This window comes from Pseudomonas sp. P97.38 (assembly GCF_001269745.1).
Classification (GTDB): Bacteria; Pseudomonadota; Gammaproteobacteria; order Pseudomonadales; family Pseudomonadaceae; genus Aquipseudomonas; species Aquipseudomonas chlororaphis_E.
Window position 1 is genome coordinate 49,838 of the sequence record NZ_LHVJ01000013.1, and the last position, 15,520, is coordinate 65,357.

Annotated in this window: 14 protein-coding genes; 3 read left to right on the top strand and 11 right to left on the bottom strand. The window is 63.7% G+C overall.

The window, feature by feature from the left end; all coding sequences use genetic code 11:
• Window positions 1-65: 65 nt before the first annotated feature.
• The 6 genes from AD664_RS08080 to AD664_RS08105 all read right to left on the bottom strand — a co-directional run bounded on the left by AD664_RS08080 (window position 66) and on the right by AD664_RS08105 (window position 6,955).
• A complete protein-coding gene (locus AD664_RS08080; protein WP_053145781.1) occupies window positions 66-1,397 on the bottom strand; it encodes a DUF58 domain-containing protein in 1,332 nt (443 codons plus the stop codon).
• 175 nt (window positions 1,398-1,572) lie between these two features.
• Entirely contained in the window at window positions 1,573-2,577 is a 1,005-nt protein-coding gene (locus tag AD664_RS08085; protein ID WP_042732447.1) for a MoxR family ATPase, read from the bottom strand.
• On the bottom strand, window positions 2,574-3,737 hold the full coding sequence (locus AD664_RS08090) for a DUF4350 domain-containing protein (RefSeq protein WP_042732446.1): 1,164 nt from the start codon (window positions 3,735-3,737) through the stop codon (window positions 2,574-2,576). Before AD664_RS08090 ends, AD664_RS08085 begins: the two co-directional genes overlap by 4 nt.
• Entirely contained in the window at window positions 3,734-5,272 is a 1,539-nt protein-coding gene (locus tag AD664_RS08095; RefSeq protein ID WP_053145783.1) for a DUF4129 domain-containing protein, read from the bottom strand. The genes AD664_RS08090 and AD664_RS08095 overlap by 4 nt, the downstream gene beginning before the upstream one ends.
• Complete coding sequence (locus AD664_RS08100) at window positions 5,259-6,233, bottom strand: stage II sporulation protein M (RefSeq protein WP_053145785.1); 975 nt, start codon at window positions 6,231-6,233, stop codon at window positions 5,259-5,261. Before AD664_RS08100 ends, AD664_RS08095 begins: the two co-directional genes overlap by 14 nt.
• Complete coding sequence (locus tag AD664_RS08105; protein WP_053145787.1) at window positions 6,230-6,955, bottom strand: RDD family protein; 726 nt, start codon at window positions 6,953-6,955, stop codon at window positions 6,230-6,232. The genes AD664_RS08100 and AD664_RS08105 overlap by 4 nt, the downstream gene beginning before the upstream one ends.
• A 238-nt stretch (window positions 6,956-7,193) precedes the next feature.
• On the opposite strand from AD664_RS08105, the gene sbcB reads away from it, so the two are divergent.
• A complete protein-coding gene (gene sbcB / locus AD664_RS08115) occupies window positions 7,194-8,630 on the top strand; it encodes an exodeoxyribonuclease I (protein WP_053145791.1) in 1,437 nt (478 codons plus the stop codon).
• An 83-nt stretch (window positions 8,631-8,713) separates the two neighbouring features.
• Here sbcB and mvaT read toward each other — a convergent pair whose 3' ends face one another.
• Window positions 8,714-9,091 (bottom strand): histone-like nucleoid-structuring protein MvaT, encoded by a 378-nt coding sequence (gene mvaT / locus AD664_RS08120; protein WP_042732166.1) that lies wholly within the window; start codon window positions 9,089-9,091, stop codon window positions 8,714-8,716.
• Window positions 9,092-9,396: 305 nt separating this feature from the next.
• Here mvaT and purU point away from each other — a divergent pair, with 305 nt between their 5' ends.
• On the top strand, window positions 9,397-10,245 hold the full coding sequence (purU, locus tag AD664_RS08125) for a formyltetrahydrofolate deformylase (RefSeq protein ID WP_003178545.1): 849 nt from the start codon (window positions 9,397-9,399) through the stop codon (window positions 10,243-10,245).
• A gap of 75 nt (window positions 10,246-10,320) precedes the next feature.
• Entirely contained in the window at window positions 10,321-10,518 is a 198-nt protein-coding gene (locus AD664_RS08130) for a hypothetical protein (RefSeq protein ID WP_042732167.1), read from the top strand.
• Here the strand turns inward: AD664_RS08130 and AD664_RS08135 are convergent.
• The 4 genes from AD664_RS08135 to AD664_RS08150 form a co-directional block, all read right to left on the bottom strand.
• Window positions 10,499-11,494 (bottom strand): lysylphosphatidylglycerol synthase transmembrane domain-containing protein, encoded by a 996-nt coding sequence (locus AD664_RS08135; RefSeq protein WP_053145793.1) that lies wholly within the window; start codon window positions 11,492-11,494, stop codon window positions 10,499-10,501. The two genes, AD664_RS08130 and AD664_RS08135, sit on opposite strands and share 20 nt — an antisense overlap.
• Window positions 11,491-12,258, bottom strand: coding sequence for a DUF2334 domain-containing protein (locus AD664_RS08140; protein WP_053145795.1), 768 nt, complete (start codon window positions 12,256-12,258; stop codon window positions 11,491-11,493). Before AD664_RS08140 ends, AD664_RS08135 begins: the two co-directional genes overlap by 4 nt.
• A gap of 16 nt (window positions 12,259-12,274) precedes the next feature.
• Complete coding sequence (locus AD664_RS08145) at window positions 12,275-13,396, bottom strand: glycosyltransferase family 1 protein (protein WP_042732170.1); 1,122 nt, start codon at window positions 13,394-13,396, stop codon at window positions 12,275-12,277.
• Between the two features lie 190 nt (window positions 13,397-13,586).
• Window positions 13,587-15,476: a methyl-accepting chemotaxis protein gene (locus tag AD664_RS08150; protein ID WP_053145797.1), complete on the bottom strand. Its 1,890-nt coding sequence runs from the start codon at window positions 15,474-15,476 to the stop codon at window positions 13,587-13,589.
• Window positions 15,477-15,520: the final 44 nt, after the last annotated feature.

Consider the following 15,520-nt stretch of genomic DNA (forward strand, 5'->3'; position numbering starts at 1 on the left):
CTGGCGGGTCTGTAGTCCGTTGCGCACGGCGCAGTAGTCGCCCGGACCTTTCTTACTGATCCGGTCTAAGCGGTTCCGGCCTTCTTCCAGGCCAGGTACTGGGTCACCAGTTGCGCGCCCAGCTCACTGGGGCGGGCGTCCAGCGTGGGAATGGCGTGGGCGCTCAACTGCTGGTGCAATTGGGCCCGCGCATTCAAATAATCCACCGTGCCGCAATAGGCCAGGGCTTCGGGCAGGGTCTGCACCGGCGCCTGGCGCAATCGGTCGAGGGCCTCTTCGCGCAGGCTCGCCACCAGGACCCGATGCTGTTGGCCCAGCCGTTTCACCGCGGCCAGCAGTTCGTCGTCGTCTTCATCGCGCAGGTTGGTCACCAGCACCACCAGCGCCCGACGCTTTTGCCGGGCCAGCAGTTGAGTGACGGCTGCCTGGTAGTCGGCGGGACGCTGGCTGCTGTCGAGGTCGTACACGGCGTTGAGCAGGACATTGAGCTGGCCGCTGCCCTTGACCGGGGCGAGGTAGCGGGCCTGGTCGCTGGCGAAGGTGCTCAGGCCCACGGCGTCGCCCTGGCGCAGCGCGGTGTAGCTGAGCAGCAGGCAGGCGTTGAGCGCGTGATCGAAATGCGACAGCTCGCCGTCCTGGCTGCGCATGCGGCGGCCGCAATCGAGCATGAAGATGATCTGCTGGTCGCGTTCGTCTTCATACTCCCGGGCAATCGGCGTGCGATGGCGGGCCGTGGCTTTCCAGTCGATCTGCCGCAGGCTGTCGCCTTCGCGAAATTCCCGCAGTTGATGGAACTCCTGGCCCTGGCCCCGCCGCTGGCGCTGGCGTATGCCGAGCTGGCTGAGCCAGTTGTCCACCGCCAGCAACTGGCCGTCGTAGAGTCGGGCGAAATCGGGGTAGACGCGGGTGGCGTCGAGGGCGTCCAGCAGGCGCCGGTCAGACCACAGCCCCAGTGGGCTCGGCAGGCTGACTTCGCAGTGTTCGAAGCTGAAATGTCCACGCTTGAGCGGGCGCAGGCGGTAGCCGACCTGGCTGCGTTGGCCGGGTTGAAGCTCGACCGACAGCGGCAGGTTGTCGAAATCCAGGCCGCTCGGTACGTGGTCGAAAAGCTGAATCTGCAAGGGTTGGGCAAAATCATGGGCAATGTCCAACCGGACTTCACCCCAGCGCCCCAGCGCCAGGCTGCCCGGCATCTGCCGCTGCACCCGCGGCGAGGGCAAGCGCTTGAGGCGCACGGCGTCGATCAGCGCCAGGGCCAGCAGGGCCAGCATCAACCCCCAGTCGATCGACAGCAACGTCGTCGGCAGCGCCACGCCCAATGCCCGCAATGCACCCAGCAGGATGCTCACGGCCAGCAGGACGGCGAGCCAGGTCAGCAGCAGGCGGGAGGGTTTCATGACTGCATTTCCTGGGAGAGCGAGTGCGCGACGACAATACCCGTGGCGAGGGAGCTTGCTCCCGCTGGACGCGCAGCGTCCCCCTCGGGTGTGCCAGCCAGGACCAGGGGGCTGCTGCGCAGCCCAGCGGGAGCAAGCTCCCTCGCCACGGGTATTGTCATCTGCAACAGGTCTTTCACAACCGCGGCGCCGGCACTTGGTCCAGCAGTTGCCCGAGCACCTGGTCCACCGAGAGCCCTTCGATGTCCAGCTCCGGTGCCAGCCGGACCCGATGACGCAACACGGCCAGGGCGCAGCCCTTGATGTCGTCCGGCACCACGAATTCGCCCCCACGCAACAATGCTCGGGCCCGGGCACAGCGCACCAGCGCGATCGAGGCGCGAGGTCCGGCACCAAGGGTCAGGCCCGGCCAGCTGCGGGTGGTGCGGGCCAGGCGCACGGCGTAGTCGAGCACCTGATCGTCCATCGGCAGGTCGCTGGCGATGCGTTGCAGCACCTGCACGTCCTTGGCCTGCAACACCGTGCGCAGCGGCTGCACGTCGAGCATGTCGGCACGGGTCGAGCGGCTGACCTGGCGAACCATGTCCAACTCCCGCTCCGCGTCGGGGTAGTCCATCCGCACCTTGAGCATGAAGCGGTCGAGCTCGGCTTCCGGCAGCGGGTAGGTGCCTTCCTGTTCGATGGGGTTCTGGGTGGCGAGCACCATGAACGGTTGGGCGATGGGCAGGGCGCGGCCTTCGAGGGTGACCTGGCGTTCCTGCATGGCTTCGAGCAGCGCGGCCTGGGTCTTGGCCGGCGCGCGGTTGATCTCGTCGGCCAGCAGGAGGTTGGTGAACACCGGCCCCTTGCGCAGCTTGAATTGCTCGGTCTGCAAGTCGTACACCGCATGACCGGTGACATCGCTGGGCATCAGGTCGGGGGTGAACTGGATGCGCGCGAACTCGCCACCGAAACAGCGGGCCAGCGCACGCACCAGCAAGGTCTTGCCAAGGCCCGGAACACCTTCGAGCAGGACATGACCGCCGGCGATCAACGCCGTGAGCACATCGTCGATCACCGCCGCCTGGCCGACCACCGCCTTGTGCAGTTCGGTACGGATGGCCTGGGCCAACTGACTGGCGCGCTGGCGCTGTTGGACGGCGTGGGCCTGGCCGTCGACAGGTTCGTTCTGTTCAGTCATAGGGCATTCCTGAGGGTTTGCAAATGGGCGACCTGACGGCAGAACTCCGCGTTGGACAGGCGCTGTTTCGGCCGCGGGCTCAAGGCTTGGCTGATGGCTCGCGTGGGCTGGCGGGTCAAGCGGGCGAGCACCTGCCATTGGTCGGCAACCGCCAGTTGTTCGAAGCCCGGATGAAGATGCCGGGCGCGGCGCAACACATCCTGCTGCAAGGCCTGCAGCAAGTACTGCCGGCCATTGTGGCGCATGTGGAAGCCGGCGCTGGCCTGCAAGTGCTCTTCCAGCTGACGCCGGGCCTTGGACGCCGGCGGCTGGATCGGGCCCAGGCGTACCGCCGAGCGCCAGAGCCACAGCGCAACCAGTGCGAGCAGTGCCACCAGCGCTTGTGGGAAATAGCGCAGCAGCAAGGTCAGCAGGCTGTCGTGGTCCGTGTTGAACAGCAGCGTGACATCGGTGTCGGCAGTCAGATACCAGAGCAACCAGGCGTTGTCGTACTGCTCGATCTGATCGTTCTTCCACAACTCGGCGTCGGTGATCACCGTGATCGAACCCAGGCCATGGTTCAGTTGCATCATGTGGGTGGACTGTGCGCTGTTCGCCCAGGCCTGGGCCAGGTTGTGCGGGTCTTCGAGGTGGAAGTCGGTGTCGAAGCCGACATACGCCGGGGCCTCTTCGTCCTCCAGGTACAGCTTGGTCAGCTCGGGATAGCGGTCTTTGATGAGTTCGGGTGGCGCTTGCTTGAGATCCTTGCTCAAGGACTGGCGCAAGCGCACGCGGTCCAGCAGCAGATCGCCGCTGCTGCCGGTGCTGTCATCCCAAAGGGCCTCGGCGACAAACAACAGGCGGCCACCGGCCCGGGTCCAGTTCAGCAGTTGCTCGACCTGGCGGGGCGTCATGTTGGTGCGTTCGCCCAGCAACAGCAGGCTGTTCTGGCGCGGTTCCAGGGCCGGCAGCCCATCCAGGTTGTTGGCGTGCGCGACGTTGATGCCTTGCTGGCGCAAGAACTGTTCGGCGGCCAGGTAGGGGTTGGCCTGGGCTTCAGGGGACGGGCCGTGATCGACGGTTTCCTGGTACGGCACGGCCTTGGCGCTGAGGTAACTCACCAGCGCCGCGAGCAGCGCGGCCACCAGGGCCAGGGTCAGCCAAGCGGCGCGCCGGCTCATGGGGTGGCTCCCGGGCCGAACAGCCCACGCCAGTCGTCACACAGTTGCTGTTGCAGGTCGGGCGGTGGCGTCCGGTGCCCATAGGCGATGTTCTGCCAATGCAGGGTCAGGCGTTTGCTGAACCCCAGCAGGCGTTCATGCTCAAGCTGTTCGACCCGGTGCAGCACCTGGCCTTCGGTGTCGGCGGCTTTCAAGGGCACCTTGAAGTCATGGTGCAAGCGGCTGAGCAGCGCCCGGTAGAGCAGGCCCAGCGCTTCCCGGGGATGGGCCGACCACAGTTGCTCGGCGCTGGCCGCGACATCCACCGGCAGGCTTTCTTCGCGGATATCCAGGCCGAACATCTGCGTCGGAGCCGGTCGGTCCAGGTGGGGCTGTTTGGCCGGGCGGCGAACCATCAACAGGTTGAGTCGTTCCCGATAGCGCCAGACCAGCCAGACGATTGCGCTCGCCAGGCAGGCCCAGAGCAGGATCTGGATCAGCCCGGCGGCGAGGTCGAAACGCTGGCCGGCCATCCATTGGAACAACCCTTTGAGCCAGTCCGGATTGGCCTCGGCCTCGGGCGATTGGCTTTTCTCTTCGCCAAAGCGATAGCGGGTGATGGTTTCCGGGTTCTTGAACGGCGGTGCTTGCAGGATCGCCTTGATGCTGTCCCTGGAGGCTTCGCTGGTGAGGGGCTGATTGAGCAGGCGCGGGCGCTCGGGAGCGTTGCTGTCTTCGTCGGCCCAGGCGGCAGGGGGCAGGGGCGCGAGCGTCAGGGCCAGCAACAGCAGCAATGGCGCGACGCCGAGCAGGCGCTGGCGCAGGCGTCGGAACACCAACTCGATGTCCCAGGCCTCGAGGATCGTGCGCCGGTTCAGGTAGAGGCTGAAGCCGCAGGCGACATAGATCGGCTCCCAGACGATCAGCAACAGGGGATAAAGAACGTTGACCAGGTGCTCGAACCACAACCAGTCCTGTTCGGTCGCGGTTATCAGCTTTTGCCAGTCCCATTGCAATTCGACCTGTTGCGGCACGAACAGATAGAACAGGACCATCAGGCCGAACCACAGGGCGGTCTCCAAATGCACGCCGATGACGGTCAACCATTGCGCCGCGCCGCCATTGCGTTGCAACAACACCCGCAAGCGCTGCTCCCGGGCCTCACCGGCCAGGCCCTCCAGTTGCACCACGGGCATCAGGAAGCTGCGGCTCAGGCTCAGCCGGCGCCAGGTCAGGCTTGCCAGCAACTGTGGCTTGAGCAGCACTGGCCATTGGCGCAAGGCCTGGCGCAGTGTCGGGGTTTCGCCAAACAGCGCCTTGGACAGAATGTACAACGGCAGGCGGTCGAAGGCCGGCTTCAGCCACCAGAACAGGAACATCACCAGGTTTGGCGACTTCCACAACAGCAACGTCAGCAACGCATACACCGGCAGGGTGATGGTGGCCCAACTGGTCATCAGCAGCCGTCGATGCTGCTGGCTCATCAGCACGCCCAGGTCCATGGCTTCCCAGGTGGTGCGGGGGCGGATCACGACGGTGGCGTCACTCAGGCGCATGGCGGGCTCGTCCGGCAAGCGACAGGTAGCTGATCACCAGCAGCCACAGCAGTGCGCCGACCGTGTACTTGGTGGCGGGCGTCACGGCACTGGAAGACCAATAGGCCTCGATGAACGCGGCGATGAGCAGGAACAGGATGACCCCGGCAATGATCTGCACGCTCTTGCCGGCGGCGAGCCGCAGCGCTTCGCCCCGGGTGAGGCGGCCCGGGGCGATCAACGCCCAGCCCAATTGCAGGCCGGCGGCACCTGCCAGGGCGATGGCGGTCAGTTCGAACGCGCCGTGGCCGATCACGAAGGGCCAGAACGTCCCGCCGGAACCGATCTGGGTCAGGTGACCGGCGATTGCGCCGATGGTCAGGCCATTGAAAAACAGGAAGAACGCGCTGCCCAAGCCAAACATCAAGCCACTGGCGAACGTCTGAAAGGCGATGCCGATGTTATGCATGATGTAGTAGCCGAACATGATCCAATCTTCGCTGGAGGCGCGCTCGACGGAGCGTCCCAGGTGTCCGGCGGCCGGATCGTACATGCCGCGCACCTGGCTGACTTCCTCGGCGCCCAGGATGCTGTAGACCAGGTCGGGAAACAGGTACACCAGCAGCCCGATGCCTATCAGGCTGCCGAGGAACATCACGCTCGCCGCCAGCACGAAGCGCCATTGCGCGCGGACCAGTCGCGGGAAACCGGCCAGGATAAAGTCCGAAAGGCTCGCCGACGGTCGGCTGCGGTCCCGGTAGAGTTGCTGGTGGCCGCGCAGCGCCAGTTGTTGCAGGGTATCCACCAGCAAGCTGCTGTAGCCTCGGGCCTGGGCCAGCGCCAGATGGTGGCAAAGCCGTCGGTAGGCGGGCGGGAAGTCGCTGTCCTGGGGCACGCGGCGGTTGCGTTCCAGTTGGTCGAGCTGCCGGGACAGGCGGTCCCATTCCTCTTGGTGACGGCTTTCGAAAAGACTTTGCTTCATGTAGGCCCCAGCAGGCCACGGGCAATGCCGTTGAGTTCGGCCACGGCCCGCGGCGGCTGGACATTCAAGGGCTCGGCCAGGATAGCGGCCAGCTCACTGACCCGTGCCTTGGACAGTTCGGCCTGGCGTTCGGCGAAACCGAGCACGGTACGTTGCTCATCGACACTCAGGGCAAAGGGCGGGCGGATCGGCGTTGCCATGGGCAGCGCCGGGCGCTTGACCGGTTGCTCGCGATACACCACCAGCGTGCCGGCTGCCAGGTCGCCCAGGCGTTTGAAGGTCGGATGCTGCAGGCAACTGATCGCGCCGAAGGTATAGCCGAAGGGCAGCATGTCGACAAAGCGCAACAGGTTGCGGATCAGCGACGCCGACCAGCCGATGGGCCGGCCGTCGTCCTGCACCACGCGCAGGCCCATGATCTGTTTGCCGGGGGAGCGGCCCTGGTGCAGCACTTCGAACAGCACCATGTACCACCAACTGATGACGAACAGCAGGATGGAGCCCAAGCCAATCCCCAGCTCACCGAAGAACGCCAGGATGATGAACAGCAGGCCCAGCACCAGGCCGCGTATCGCCAGGTCGATGGCAAACGCCAGTGAACGGGGCATCAACCCCGCCGGGCGCAATGGCAGGTCGATGCCTTCGGGCGTCTCGACCTGATACCGCGTGTCTAATGGCGGTGGCAGCGTCGCGGTCCTTTGCAGTGCTGGTGTTTCGAGCATGGGCAACCTGAGTGATGGGCCGGGTCGAACGGTCGATGTCGGCGTCGATGCTAGCAGAAAACGGTGGGCGCGAGCCTGCTCGCGAACGCGGTGAGGCTGGCGATGTCGAGGCGGACGGTGGCGCTGCCTTCGCGAGTAGGCTCGCTCGCCACGCAAGTGTTTCCAAAACAGGCGCAGTGCTGGCCGGCGGTAGGGTCGAGCGCCTAGACTTCGCCCGTCTACAGTTCAGGAACAGCCCGTGACTTCCATCTTCTGGTACGACTACGAAACCACCGGCATCAATCCGCGTTGCGACCGGCCCTTGCAGGTGGCGGGGATCCGTACCGATTTCGAACTCAATGAAATCGACGCGCCGGTGAACCTGTATTGCCGGCCCAGCGACGACATCCTGCCTCATCCGGCGGCCTGTGCGATCACCGGGATCACCCCGGCCTGCCTGGCGGAAAACGGTTTGAGCGAAGCCGACTTCATGACCCGTGTCAACGCCCAACTGGCCGCGCCGGGTACCTGCGGCGCCGGTTACAACACCCTGCGCTTCGACGACGAGATGACCCGCTACAGCCTCTATCGCAATTTCTTCGACCCGTATGCCCGTGAGTGGCAGGGCGGCAACAGCCGCTGGGACCTGATCGACCTGGTGCGCGCCGCCTATGCCCTGCGCCCGGACGGCATCGTCTGGCCCGAGGAAGACGGCCGCGTCACCCTCAAGCTCGAGCGCCTGACCGCCGCCAATGGCATAGATCATGGCCAGGCCCATGATGCGTTGTCGGACGTGCGCGCCACCATCGCCCTGGCCCGCCTGATCCGCCAGCGGCAACCCCGGCTCTACGATTGGCTGTTCCAACTGCGCAGCAAACAGAAGGTGATGGACCAGGTACGCCTGTTACAGCCGATGGTGCACATTTCCGGGCGCTTCTCGGCCGCGCGAAACTTCATCGGCGTAGTCCTGCCGCTGGCCTGGCATCCGAAAAACCGCAATGCGCTGATCGTCTGCGACTTGCACCTCGATCCCCAGGGGTTGCTGGACCACGACGCCGAAACCCTGCGCCAGCGTCTGTACACCCGCCGTGAAGCGCTGCTCGAAGGCGAGCTACCGGTGCCGCTCAAGCTCATCCACATCAACAAATGTCCGGTGGTCGCGCCGCTCTCGGTGCTGCGGGCCGAGGACCAGCAGCGCTTGCAACTGGACATGGCCGGTTACCAGCAGCGGGCGTTACAACTGACGGACGCGCAGCAAGTTTGGCAGGACAAACTTCAGGCCATTTACGCACGGGAGGATTTCGCCGCCAGCGACGATCCCGAGCAACAGTTATACGCAGGCTTCATTGGCGATCGTGACCGGCGTTTATGTGAACAAGTCCGCCTGGCCGATCCGGCACAATTGGCACAAGAGCGCTGGCCGTTCGACGATGAGCGTTTACCGGAACTATTGTTCCGTTATCGTGCGCGCAACTTCCCGGACACATTGAGTGCTGAAGAGCAGCAGCGTTGGAGAGTTTTCTGCCAACAACGGCTGTCTTCCCCGCAATGGGGCGCGCCTAATACCCTGGAAAGTTTTGATGCGGCAATGGCAGAGTGGCTGTCCCTGGCGACACCCTTACAGCGAGAAGTACTCATGCAATGGCAAGGCTATAGCCAGCAATTGCGTAAACGTTTAAGCCTTGATTTGCCGTGAAGTAAGCAAGATGACAGGCATAAAAAAACGCCAGCAATGCTGGCGTTTTTTTGTTCGCAAGGAACGGTGCGAGCCGGTGAGGCTTAACCCAGCAGGGTTGCCCAGCCTTCAACCACGTCACCGCCCCACTTGGCTTTCCACTCTTTCAGCGTCTTGTGGTTGCCACCTTTGGTTTCGATGACTTCGCCGTTGTGCGGGTTTTTGTATTGCTTAACTTTGCGAGCACGTTTGGTGCCGGTAGTTTTGACGGCGCCACGTGGAGCCTTGCTCGACTTGGCATCCGGATCCAGCAGGGCAATGATGTCGCGCAGGGACTTGGAGTATTCGCCCATCAACGTGCGCAGTTTGCCTTCGAATTCCAGCTCGGTCTGCAGCTTGTCGTCCTGGGACAGGTTTTTCAGACGGGCTTGCAGTTCTTTGATGGCTTCTTCGGTGGCACGGTATTCATTGATCAGGGACATGTGGACTACCTTATGTAGGGCTTGGGGTGACAAGGGCACAGTGCGGCAATAGTAATCAGACAGTTTCATCAAGTAAACATTTAACCGATGTTTTATTTAATTAATTAGTGCTGTGCCACAAAATCGCTATTGCAGTTAAATAGCGTCCCGCCGACTTCACGCCCGTTCACACATATAGCTAGCCGCCCAGAGCTGCGCCCTGCATGGCTCAGGGGCGCGTGGGGCACCGACCGCGTGATCGATACTGCAGTTTTGCCGCGCAATGGCTAGAATAGCCGCCTTTGCGAAGTTCTGGAGTTCCCCTAATGCGCACTTTTCGGCTGGTGATTGCTTGCCCGGACCGCGTCGGTATCGTTGCTAAAGTCAGTAACTTTCTGGCGTCCCATAACGGCTGGATCACTGAAGCAAGCCATCACTCGGACAATCAGAGCGGCTGGTTTTTCATGCGTCACGAGATTCGTGCCGACTCGCTGCCCTTTGGCATCGAGGCTTTTCGCGAGGCTTTCGCGCCGATTGCCGAAGAGTTCTCGATGGACTGGCGCATCACCGACACCGCGCAGAAAAAACGTGTGGTGCTGATGGCCAGCCGCGAGTCCCACTGCCTGGCAGACTTGCTGCACCGCTGGCACAGCGATGAGCTCGATTGCGATATCGCCTGTGTGATTTCCAACCACGACGACCTGCGTAGCATGGTCGAGTGGCACGGCATCCCGTACTACCACGTACCGGTCAACCCGCAGGACAAGCAACCGGCATTCGCCGAAGTCTCGCGCCTGGTCAAGCAGCACGATGCCGAGGTGGTGGTGCTGGCCCGCTACATGCAAATCCTGCCGCCGGCCCTGTGCAGCGAATACGCGCATAAGGTCATCAATATCCACCACAGCTTCCTGCCGTCCTTCGTCGGTGCCAAGCCATACCACCAGGCCTCGATGCGCGGCGTGAAGCTGATTGGCGCCACCTGCCATTACGTCACCGAGGAGCTGGACGCCGGTCCGATCATCGAGCAGGACGTGGTCCGCGTCAGCCACAGCGATAGCATCGAAGACATGGTGCGTTTCGGGCGTGACGTGGAGAAAATGGTCCTGGCGCGGGGCTTGCGTTATCACCTGGAAGACCGGGTGCTGGTGCATGGCAACAAGACTGTGGTGTTCTGACCGAACGGCCATCGTGGTGGGGGATCAAGCGCCCTCACCACAGCATGCCCGCCAGATGTTTACCGAAGGTGCACCATGACCGATCCACTGGACAAAGCCACTTCGAAGGCGCCGGCCACCCTCGGTGAGGGTTGCCTGAGCCGCTACGATCCCGAGGAGCTGGGCCCGGAAGACGGTACGGAGTTTCCCGACGCCGCCGAACTGTGGAAACAGACCCATCCCGAAGATCATCCCGATCCCGAGCAGCCAGCCCTCACGCCTGACGCAGGCTGATCAGCTTCTTGATCAATGGTCGCCCGACCATCAGCAAGAACACCGGCCCACCGGCCACCAGATAGAAATAATAGGTGACCGCCCGCCAGATCAGGATGGCCGCGGCCGCGGTGGATTTGCCCACCATCGGCGCGAGCAGCGCCGCCGAGGTCAGTTCTGCCGCTCCGGCACCGCCCGGCAGCAGGCTGAATTGCCCGGCACTCAAGGACAGCATCTGGATCAGGAAACTCCAGGCCCACTGCACGTCCGCCCCCAGCCCCTTCAAGGCCAGGTACAGCACGCTGTAACGCAATGCCCAATGCAGGCAGGTCAGGCCGAACACCTGGAACAGCGTCTGGCGTGGCAGTTTCAGGGTGTCAGTGAACGCTGCGAGAAAATGCAGGGTCTTGCGTCCCCAGCGATGACGGGTGGCGGTCTTCACTCGCAGATGCCGCAGCAGGCGCGCGCCCAGCAGGATCAAACGGCGGTGATAGCGCGCCACCAGCACGCAGCCGAACAGCCCGCCAAACAATGAAACAGCGCTCACGGCCAGCATCCATTCCATGCGCTGGCTGAGGTTCTGGAACAGCGCGTAGAACAGGATGCCCACCAGGGCGCAGAGAAAGAACAGCAGGTCGCTCAACTGGTCCATGGCGAACACGGCGCTGCTGTGGGCCGGGCGTACGCCATTGCGCGCCAGCAGGGCCATCAGGGTCAGCGGCCCGCCACTGCCGCCGGGTGTCGCGCACATGGCGAACTCGGTGGACATCACCACGCCCAGGCTCTTGAACCGGCCCAGGCGCCCCCGGTGCTCACCCAGCAACAGGCGCAGGCGCAGCGAATTCAGGGCCCAGCACAGCACGATCATGCCGAGCATGATCAGCAGCAAGGACAAGGGAAAGCGCTGTACCCGTGCCCACATGTCCGTGCCGCCCATCAACAGCGGAACCAGCAAGGCCATGAGCAGCGCGGCGGCCAGCCAGAGCAGCCGCTTCATGCCGCGCTGCTGACCCGCAGGCCCTGGGTGGCCAGCCAGTCGACCTTGGTCATTGGCACGCGGCCTTCATTGAGCAGGCGTTCAAGGGTCTGCAGCCAGTAGTCCCGGGAAAACCGATGGCGCATGTCCACTGGGTGCAGGCCCAGGCGAATCACCGGTGCCTGGCGCCAGCGCTGTTCACGTTGGTCGCTGAGGACTTTCGACAGGCCCCGGCGCCAGGCGCTGCGGGCGCTCCATACCAGCCCGGGGGCGTCGAGCGGGGTAAAGTCGGGCAGGCGATACAGGCGCTGGGTGTCGCTGGTGTAGCTCAGCGGTAACTGACGCAAGGCCCGGCGCGTGCCTTCGCTCATCAGCCAGGCCGGGGCGACGAAGCCTTCCAGCGGCCACTGGTAGCGTTCGAAGGTTTCGATGCCGGCGCGCAGGCGGGCGAGGGCGGCTTCTTCGCACAGGCTGTAGAACTCGCCTTCATGGGTGTAGACCCGGCGCATGAACCAGTCCTTGGGGTGGCGAGCCGCCGGCCCATCGTCGCAATGGTAATAACCGTGCAACACCAGTTCGTCGCCGCGCTCCACGCGTCGGTCGAGCAGGCGCCGGAAGCCGGGGTGGTCCTGCAATGCATTGGTGTGGTGGAAGTCCGGCACCACCAGCCAGGTCATCGGCACATTGCCCAGGGCATCGACGGCTTCGACGAAGGGCTGGTAGTCGGGCCAGGTTTGCGGCGCTACGTCATGCAGCACCAAAAGCACGCTGGGCGAGGTATTCATCGGCACGGCCCTCGCTTCAACCATTGGCCAGCAGTGGCATCTGCTCGCCGAGCACCGCGTAGTAATGCCCCAGCAGGTTGTTGACCACTGAATCCCAGGCGTAATAACGCTCCACGTGCCGGCGCGCCAGCACGCCACGGCGCTGGCAGCCCTCGGCGAACAGTTGCCGCACGGCGTTGGCCATGGCTTGTGGATTGTTGGGTGTGCACAGCAGGCCACAGTCTTCATGGACGATTTCGGTGAAGGCGCCGGCTGCCACGGCCACCACGGGGATGCCGCTGGCCATCGCCTCGAGGATCACCAGGCCGAAGGTTTCCTGGTCGCCGGCATGCAACAGCGCGTCGGCGCTGGCCATGAGCCGCGCGACTTGCGGTGCCGGGCAGAACTCATCCACCACGGTGACGTTGTCCGGCACCAGCGCCGGCATCGATGAGCCCACCAGCAGCAGGTGATAGCGCTCGCCCAGGCGCTTCATGCACTTGAGCAGCACCGGCAGGTTTTTTTCCTTGGAGCCGCGACCGGCGAAGATCAGCAGGCGGGTGTCTTCGGCGATCCCCAGTTCCGCCCGCAGCTCCGGGTCACGGGCGGCGGGGGTGAAGGTTTGCAGATCCACGCCCAGGGGTTGCACGTGGACATTCCTGACCCCCAGCCCGGTCAGCTTGTCAGCCATGACCTGGCTGGGCGCCAGGACCCGGTCGAAGTTGCCATACAGCTTGCTGACATACGCTTCGATATTGGGGGTGAACCAGTTGCCCATGCGGTTGCTCACCAGCAGTGGCAGGTCGGAGTGATAGAAACCAATGACGGGCACGTCGAGCTGGCGGCGGGCATCCAGGGCGGCCCAGGCGGTGAGGTAGGGGTCGCCGACTTCGATCAGGTCCGGTTGCAGATCACGCAGGACATTGCGCCAGGGCGCTAGGCGCAGGGGGAAGCGGTAGCCCTTGCCGAAAGGCAGCGCCGGGGCCGGGACCTTGTAGACCCCGTCGTGCTCGCTCAAATGTGCGCCGGGAATCAGCAGGCTGTGGCGAATACCGGGCCGATCGCCCAGGCGCCGGTGCTTGGCATCCAGGTAAGTGCGCACGCCGCCGCTGGCAGGGGCGTAGAACATGGTTATGTCCGCTATATGCACGATGAACATCCCTCCGGTCTGTGTTCTCCTTTGTTGACCTTTATGAAGAATAGATGTTCGGTTGGGTTGTGGTGGGGCGGGGTGTCAGTGGAGTGTTGCCTGATTTGACAGGCCCTCATCGCGAGCAAGCTCGCTCCCACAGGTTAGCGCCAATCCCTGTGGGAGCGAGCTTGCTCGCGATGAGGCCAGTCCAGGCGCTTTAAATCCTGAAGCTGCCCACCAACTGCTTGAGCCGCGCCGCCTGCCGCTCCAGGTCGGCACAGGCGCGCAAGGTCGATTGCAGGTTCTCCACCCCTTCCTGGTTCAGCGTGTTGATCTCGGTGATGTCGACGTTGATCGATTCCACCACGGCCGTCTGCTCTTCCGTGGCGGTGGCCACGGACTGGTTCATGCCGTCGATTTCACCGATGCGCTGGGTCACGCTGTTCAGGCGCTCGCCGGCCAGGTTGGCGATCTCCACGCTTTCCTGGCTGTGGCGCTGGCTGTCGTTCATGGTCATGACCGAAACCCGGGCGCCGACCTGCAGTTCTTCGATCATGGTCTGCACTTGTTGCGCCGATTCCTGGGTGCGGTGGGCGAGGTTGCGCACCTCGTCCGCCACCACGGCAAACCCGCGTCCGGCTTCACCGGCCCGTGCGGCCTCGATCGCAGCGTTGAGGGCCAGCAGATTGGTCTGCTGGGAAATGCTGGTGATCACCTCCAGGATCTGGCCGATGTTCACGGTCTTGCTGTTCAACGTCTCGACGTTGTTGCTCGACGTGCTCAGCAGTTCGGACAGGCGATTCATCGCGGCAATGCTGCGGTCTACCACGTGCTGGCCGTCCTCGGCCAGGCCGCGGGCGTCGCTGGCCTGATGGGACGCCCGGGCGGCATTGCGGGCGATCTCCTGGGCGGCGGCGCCCAGTTGGTTGATGGCGGCGGCCACGCTGTTGGTGCGGCTCGATTGTTCGTCGGAGTTGACCATCGACGAGTTCGATGCGCTCACCACGCGCAGGGCGACTTCATTGACGTGTTCAGTGGCGGAGGACACTTCGCGGATCGAACCGTGTATGCGCTCGACGAAACGGTTGAAGGCGATGCCCAGAATGCCGAATTCATCCTGGTTCTGGATCGTCAGGCGCTTGGTCAGGTCGCCTTCACCGTCGGCGATGTCCTCCATGGCCCGGGTCATGGTGTGCAGCGGCTGGATCAGCAGGCGGATCAGCATGCTCAGCAGCGCGATGATGAAGATCACGGCAATGATCGTCGCCACGACTGCCGAGGTACGGAAATCGCTGAGCATCGCGTAGGCCAGGTCTTTATCCACTGAGACCCCGACGTACCAGTTCACCGAAGGCAGGCCCTTGATCGGCACGAAAGTGACAATGCGCGAGTGGCCGTCCACCTCGACTTCGGTGATCTGTTCGCTGATTTTCGGCGTGTTGCCTGGGTAGGCTTCGGCCAGGGTTTTCATGACCAGGGCCTTGTCCGGGTGCACCAGGATCTTGCCATCGGCGCTGACCAGGTAGGCATAGCCCATGCCATCGAAGTCCACGGTCTTGAGGTTGTCGACAATGGCTTGCAGGCTCAGGTCACCCCCCACGACGCCGACGGTCTGCGTGGCGTTTCGGGCAGCACTGGCAATGGAGATGATCAGCCCGCCACTGGCGGCGTCGATGTACGGTTCGGTCAGGGTCGAGGTGCTGCTGCTCTGCGCGCCCTTGTACCAGGGGCGTACGCGAGGGTCGAAACCGTCGGGCATCTTCGCGTCGGGGCGAATGATGAAGCTGCCCTGGGCGTCGCCCAGGTAGGAAGCCATGAAGGTTGCGGTCAGTGCTTTCTGCTCCAGCAGCCGGGTGACGCTGGCGGAGTCCGGGCTGGCGGCAATGTTCTGGGCCAGGTTTTCGATGAGCAGGATCCGCCCGCTGAGCCAGGTCTGGATGTTGCTCGCGGTGACCTCGGCCATTTCATGCAGGTAGCCGTCGAGGTCGTCGCGAATGGCATTGCGTTGCAGGTAATCGTTGTATGACGTGAAGGAAGCGAAGGCGGCAACGACGATCAGGGCGGCGGCAAGGAGGATTTTATGGCTGAAACGCAGGTTTTTCTTCATGGTTCGAGGTTCCGCTGAGTCTTATGGCTCTGGGCGTGCTTTTA

Bases quoted from the DNA above. Each gene is read 5' to 3' on its own strand.
- AD664_RS08100 (WP_053145785.1), bottom strand. From the start codon at position 6,233: ATGAAGCAAAGTCTTTTCGAAAGCCGTCACCAAGAGGAATGGGACCGC.
- AD664_RS08080 (WP_053145781.1), bottom strand. From the start codon at position 1,397: ATGAAACCCTCCCGCCTGCTGCTGACCTGGCTCGCCGTCCTGCTGGCC.
- AD664_RS08135 (WP_053145793.1), bottom strand. From the start codon at position 11,494: ATGAAGCGGCTGCTCTGGCTGGCCGCCGCGCTGCTCATGGCCTTGCTG.
- AD664_RS08090 (WP_042732446.1), bottom strand. From the start codon at position 3,737: ATGAGCCGGCGCGCCGCTTGGCTGACCCTGGCCCTGGTGGCCGCGCTG.
- AD664_RS08085 (WP_042732447.1), bottom strand. From the start codon at position 2,577: ATGACTGAACAGAACGAACCTGTCGACGGCCAGGCCCACGCCGTCCAA.
- AD664_RS08105 (WP_053145787.1), bottom strand. From the start codon at position 6,955: ATGCTCGAAACACCAGCACTGCAAAGGACCGCGACGCTGCCACCGCCA.
- AD664_RS08130 (WP_042732167.1), top strand. From the start codon at position 10,321: ATGACCGATCCACTGGACAAAGCCACTTCGAAGGCGCCGGCCACCCTC.
- AD664_RS08150 (WP_053145797.1), bottom strand. From the start codon at position 15,476: ATGAAGAAAAACCTGCGTTTCAGCCATAAAATCCTCCTTGCCGCCGCC.
- purU (WP_003178545.1), top strand. From the start codon at position 9,397: ATGCGCACTTTTCGGCTGGTGATTGCTTGCCCGGACCGCGTCGGTATC.
- AD664_RS08145 (WP_042732170.1), bottom strand. From the start codon at position 13,396: ATGTTCATCGTGCATATAGCGGACATAACCATGTTCTACGCCCCTGCC.
- AD664_RS08140 (WP_053145795.1), bottom strand. From the start codon at position 12,258: ATGAATACCTCGCCCAGCGTGCTTTTGGTGCTGCATGACGTAGCGCCG.
- mvaT (WP_042732166.1), bottom strand. From the start codon at position 9,091: ATGTCCCTGATCAATGAATACCGTGCCACCGAAGAAGCCATCAAAGAA.
- AD664_RS08095 (WP_053145783.1), bottom strand. From the start codon at position 5,272: ATGCGCCTGAGTGACGCCACCGTCGTGATCCGCCCCCGCACCACCTGG.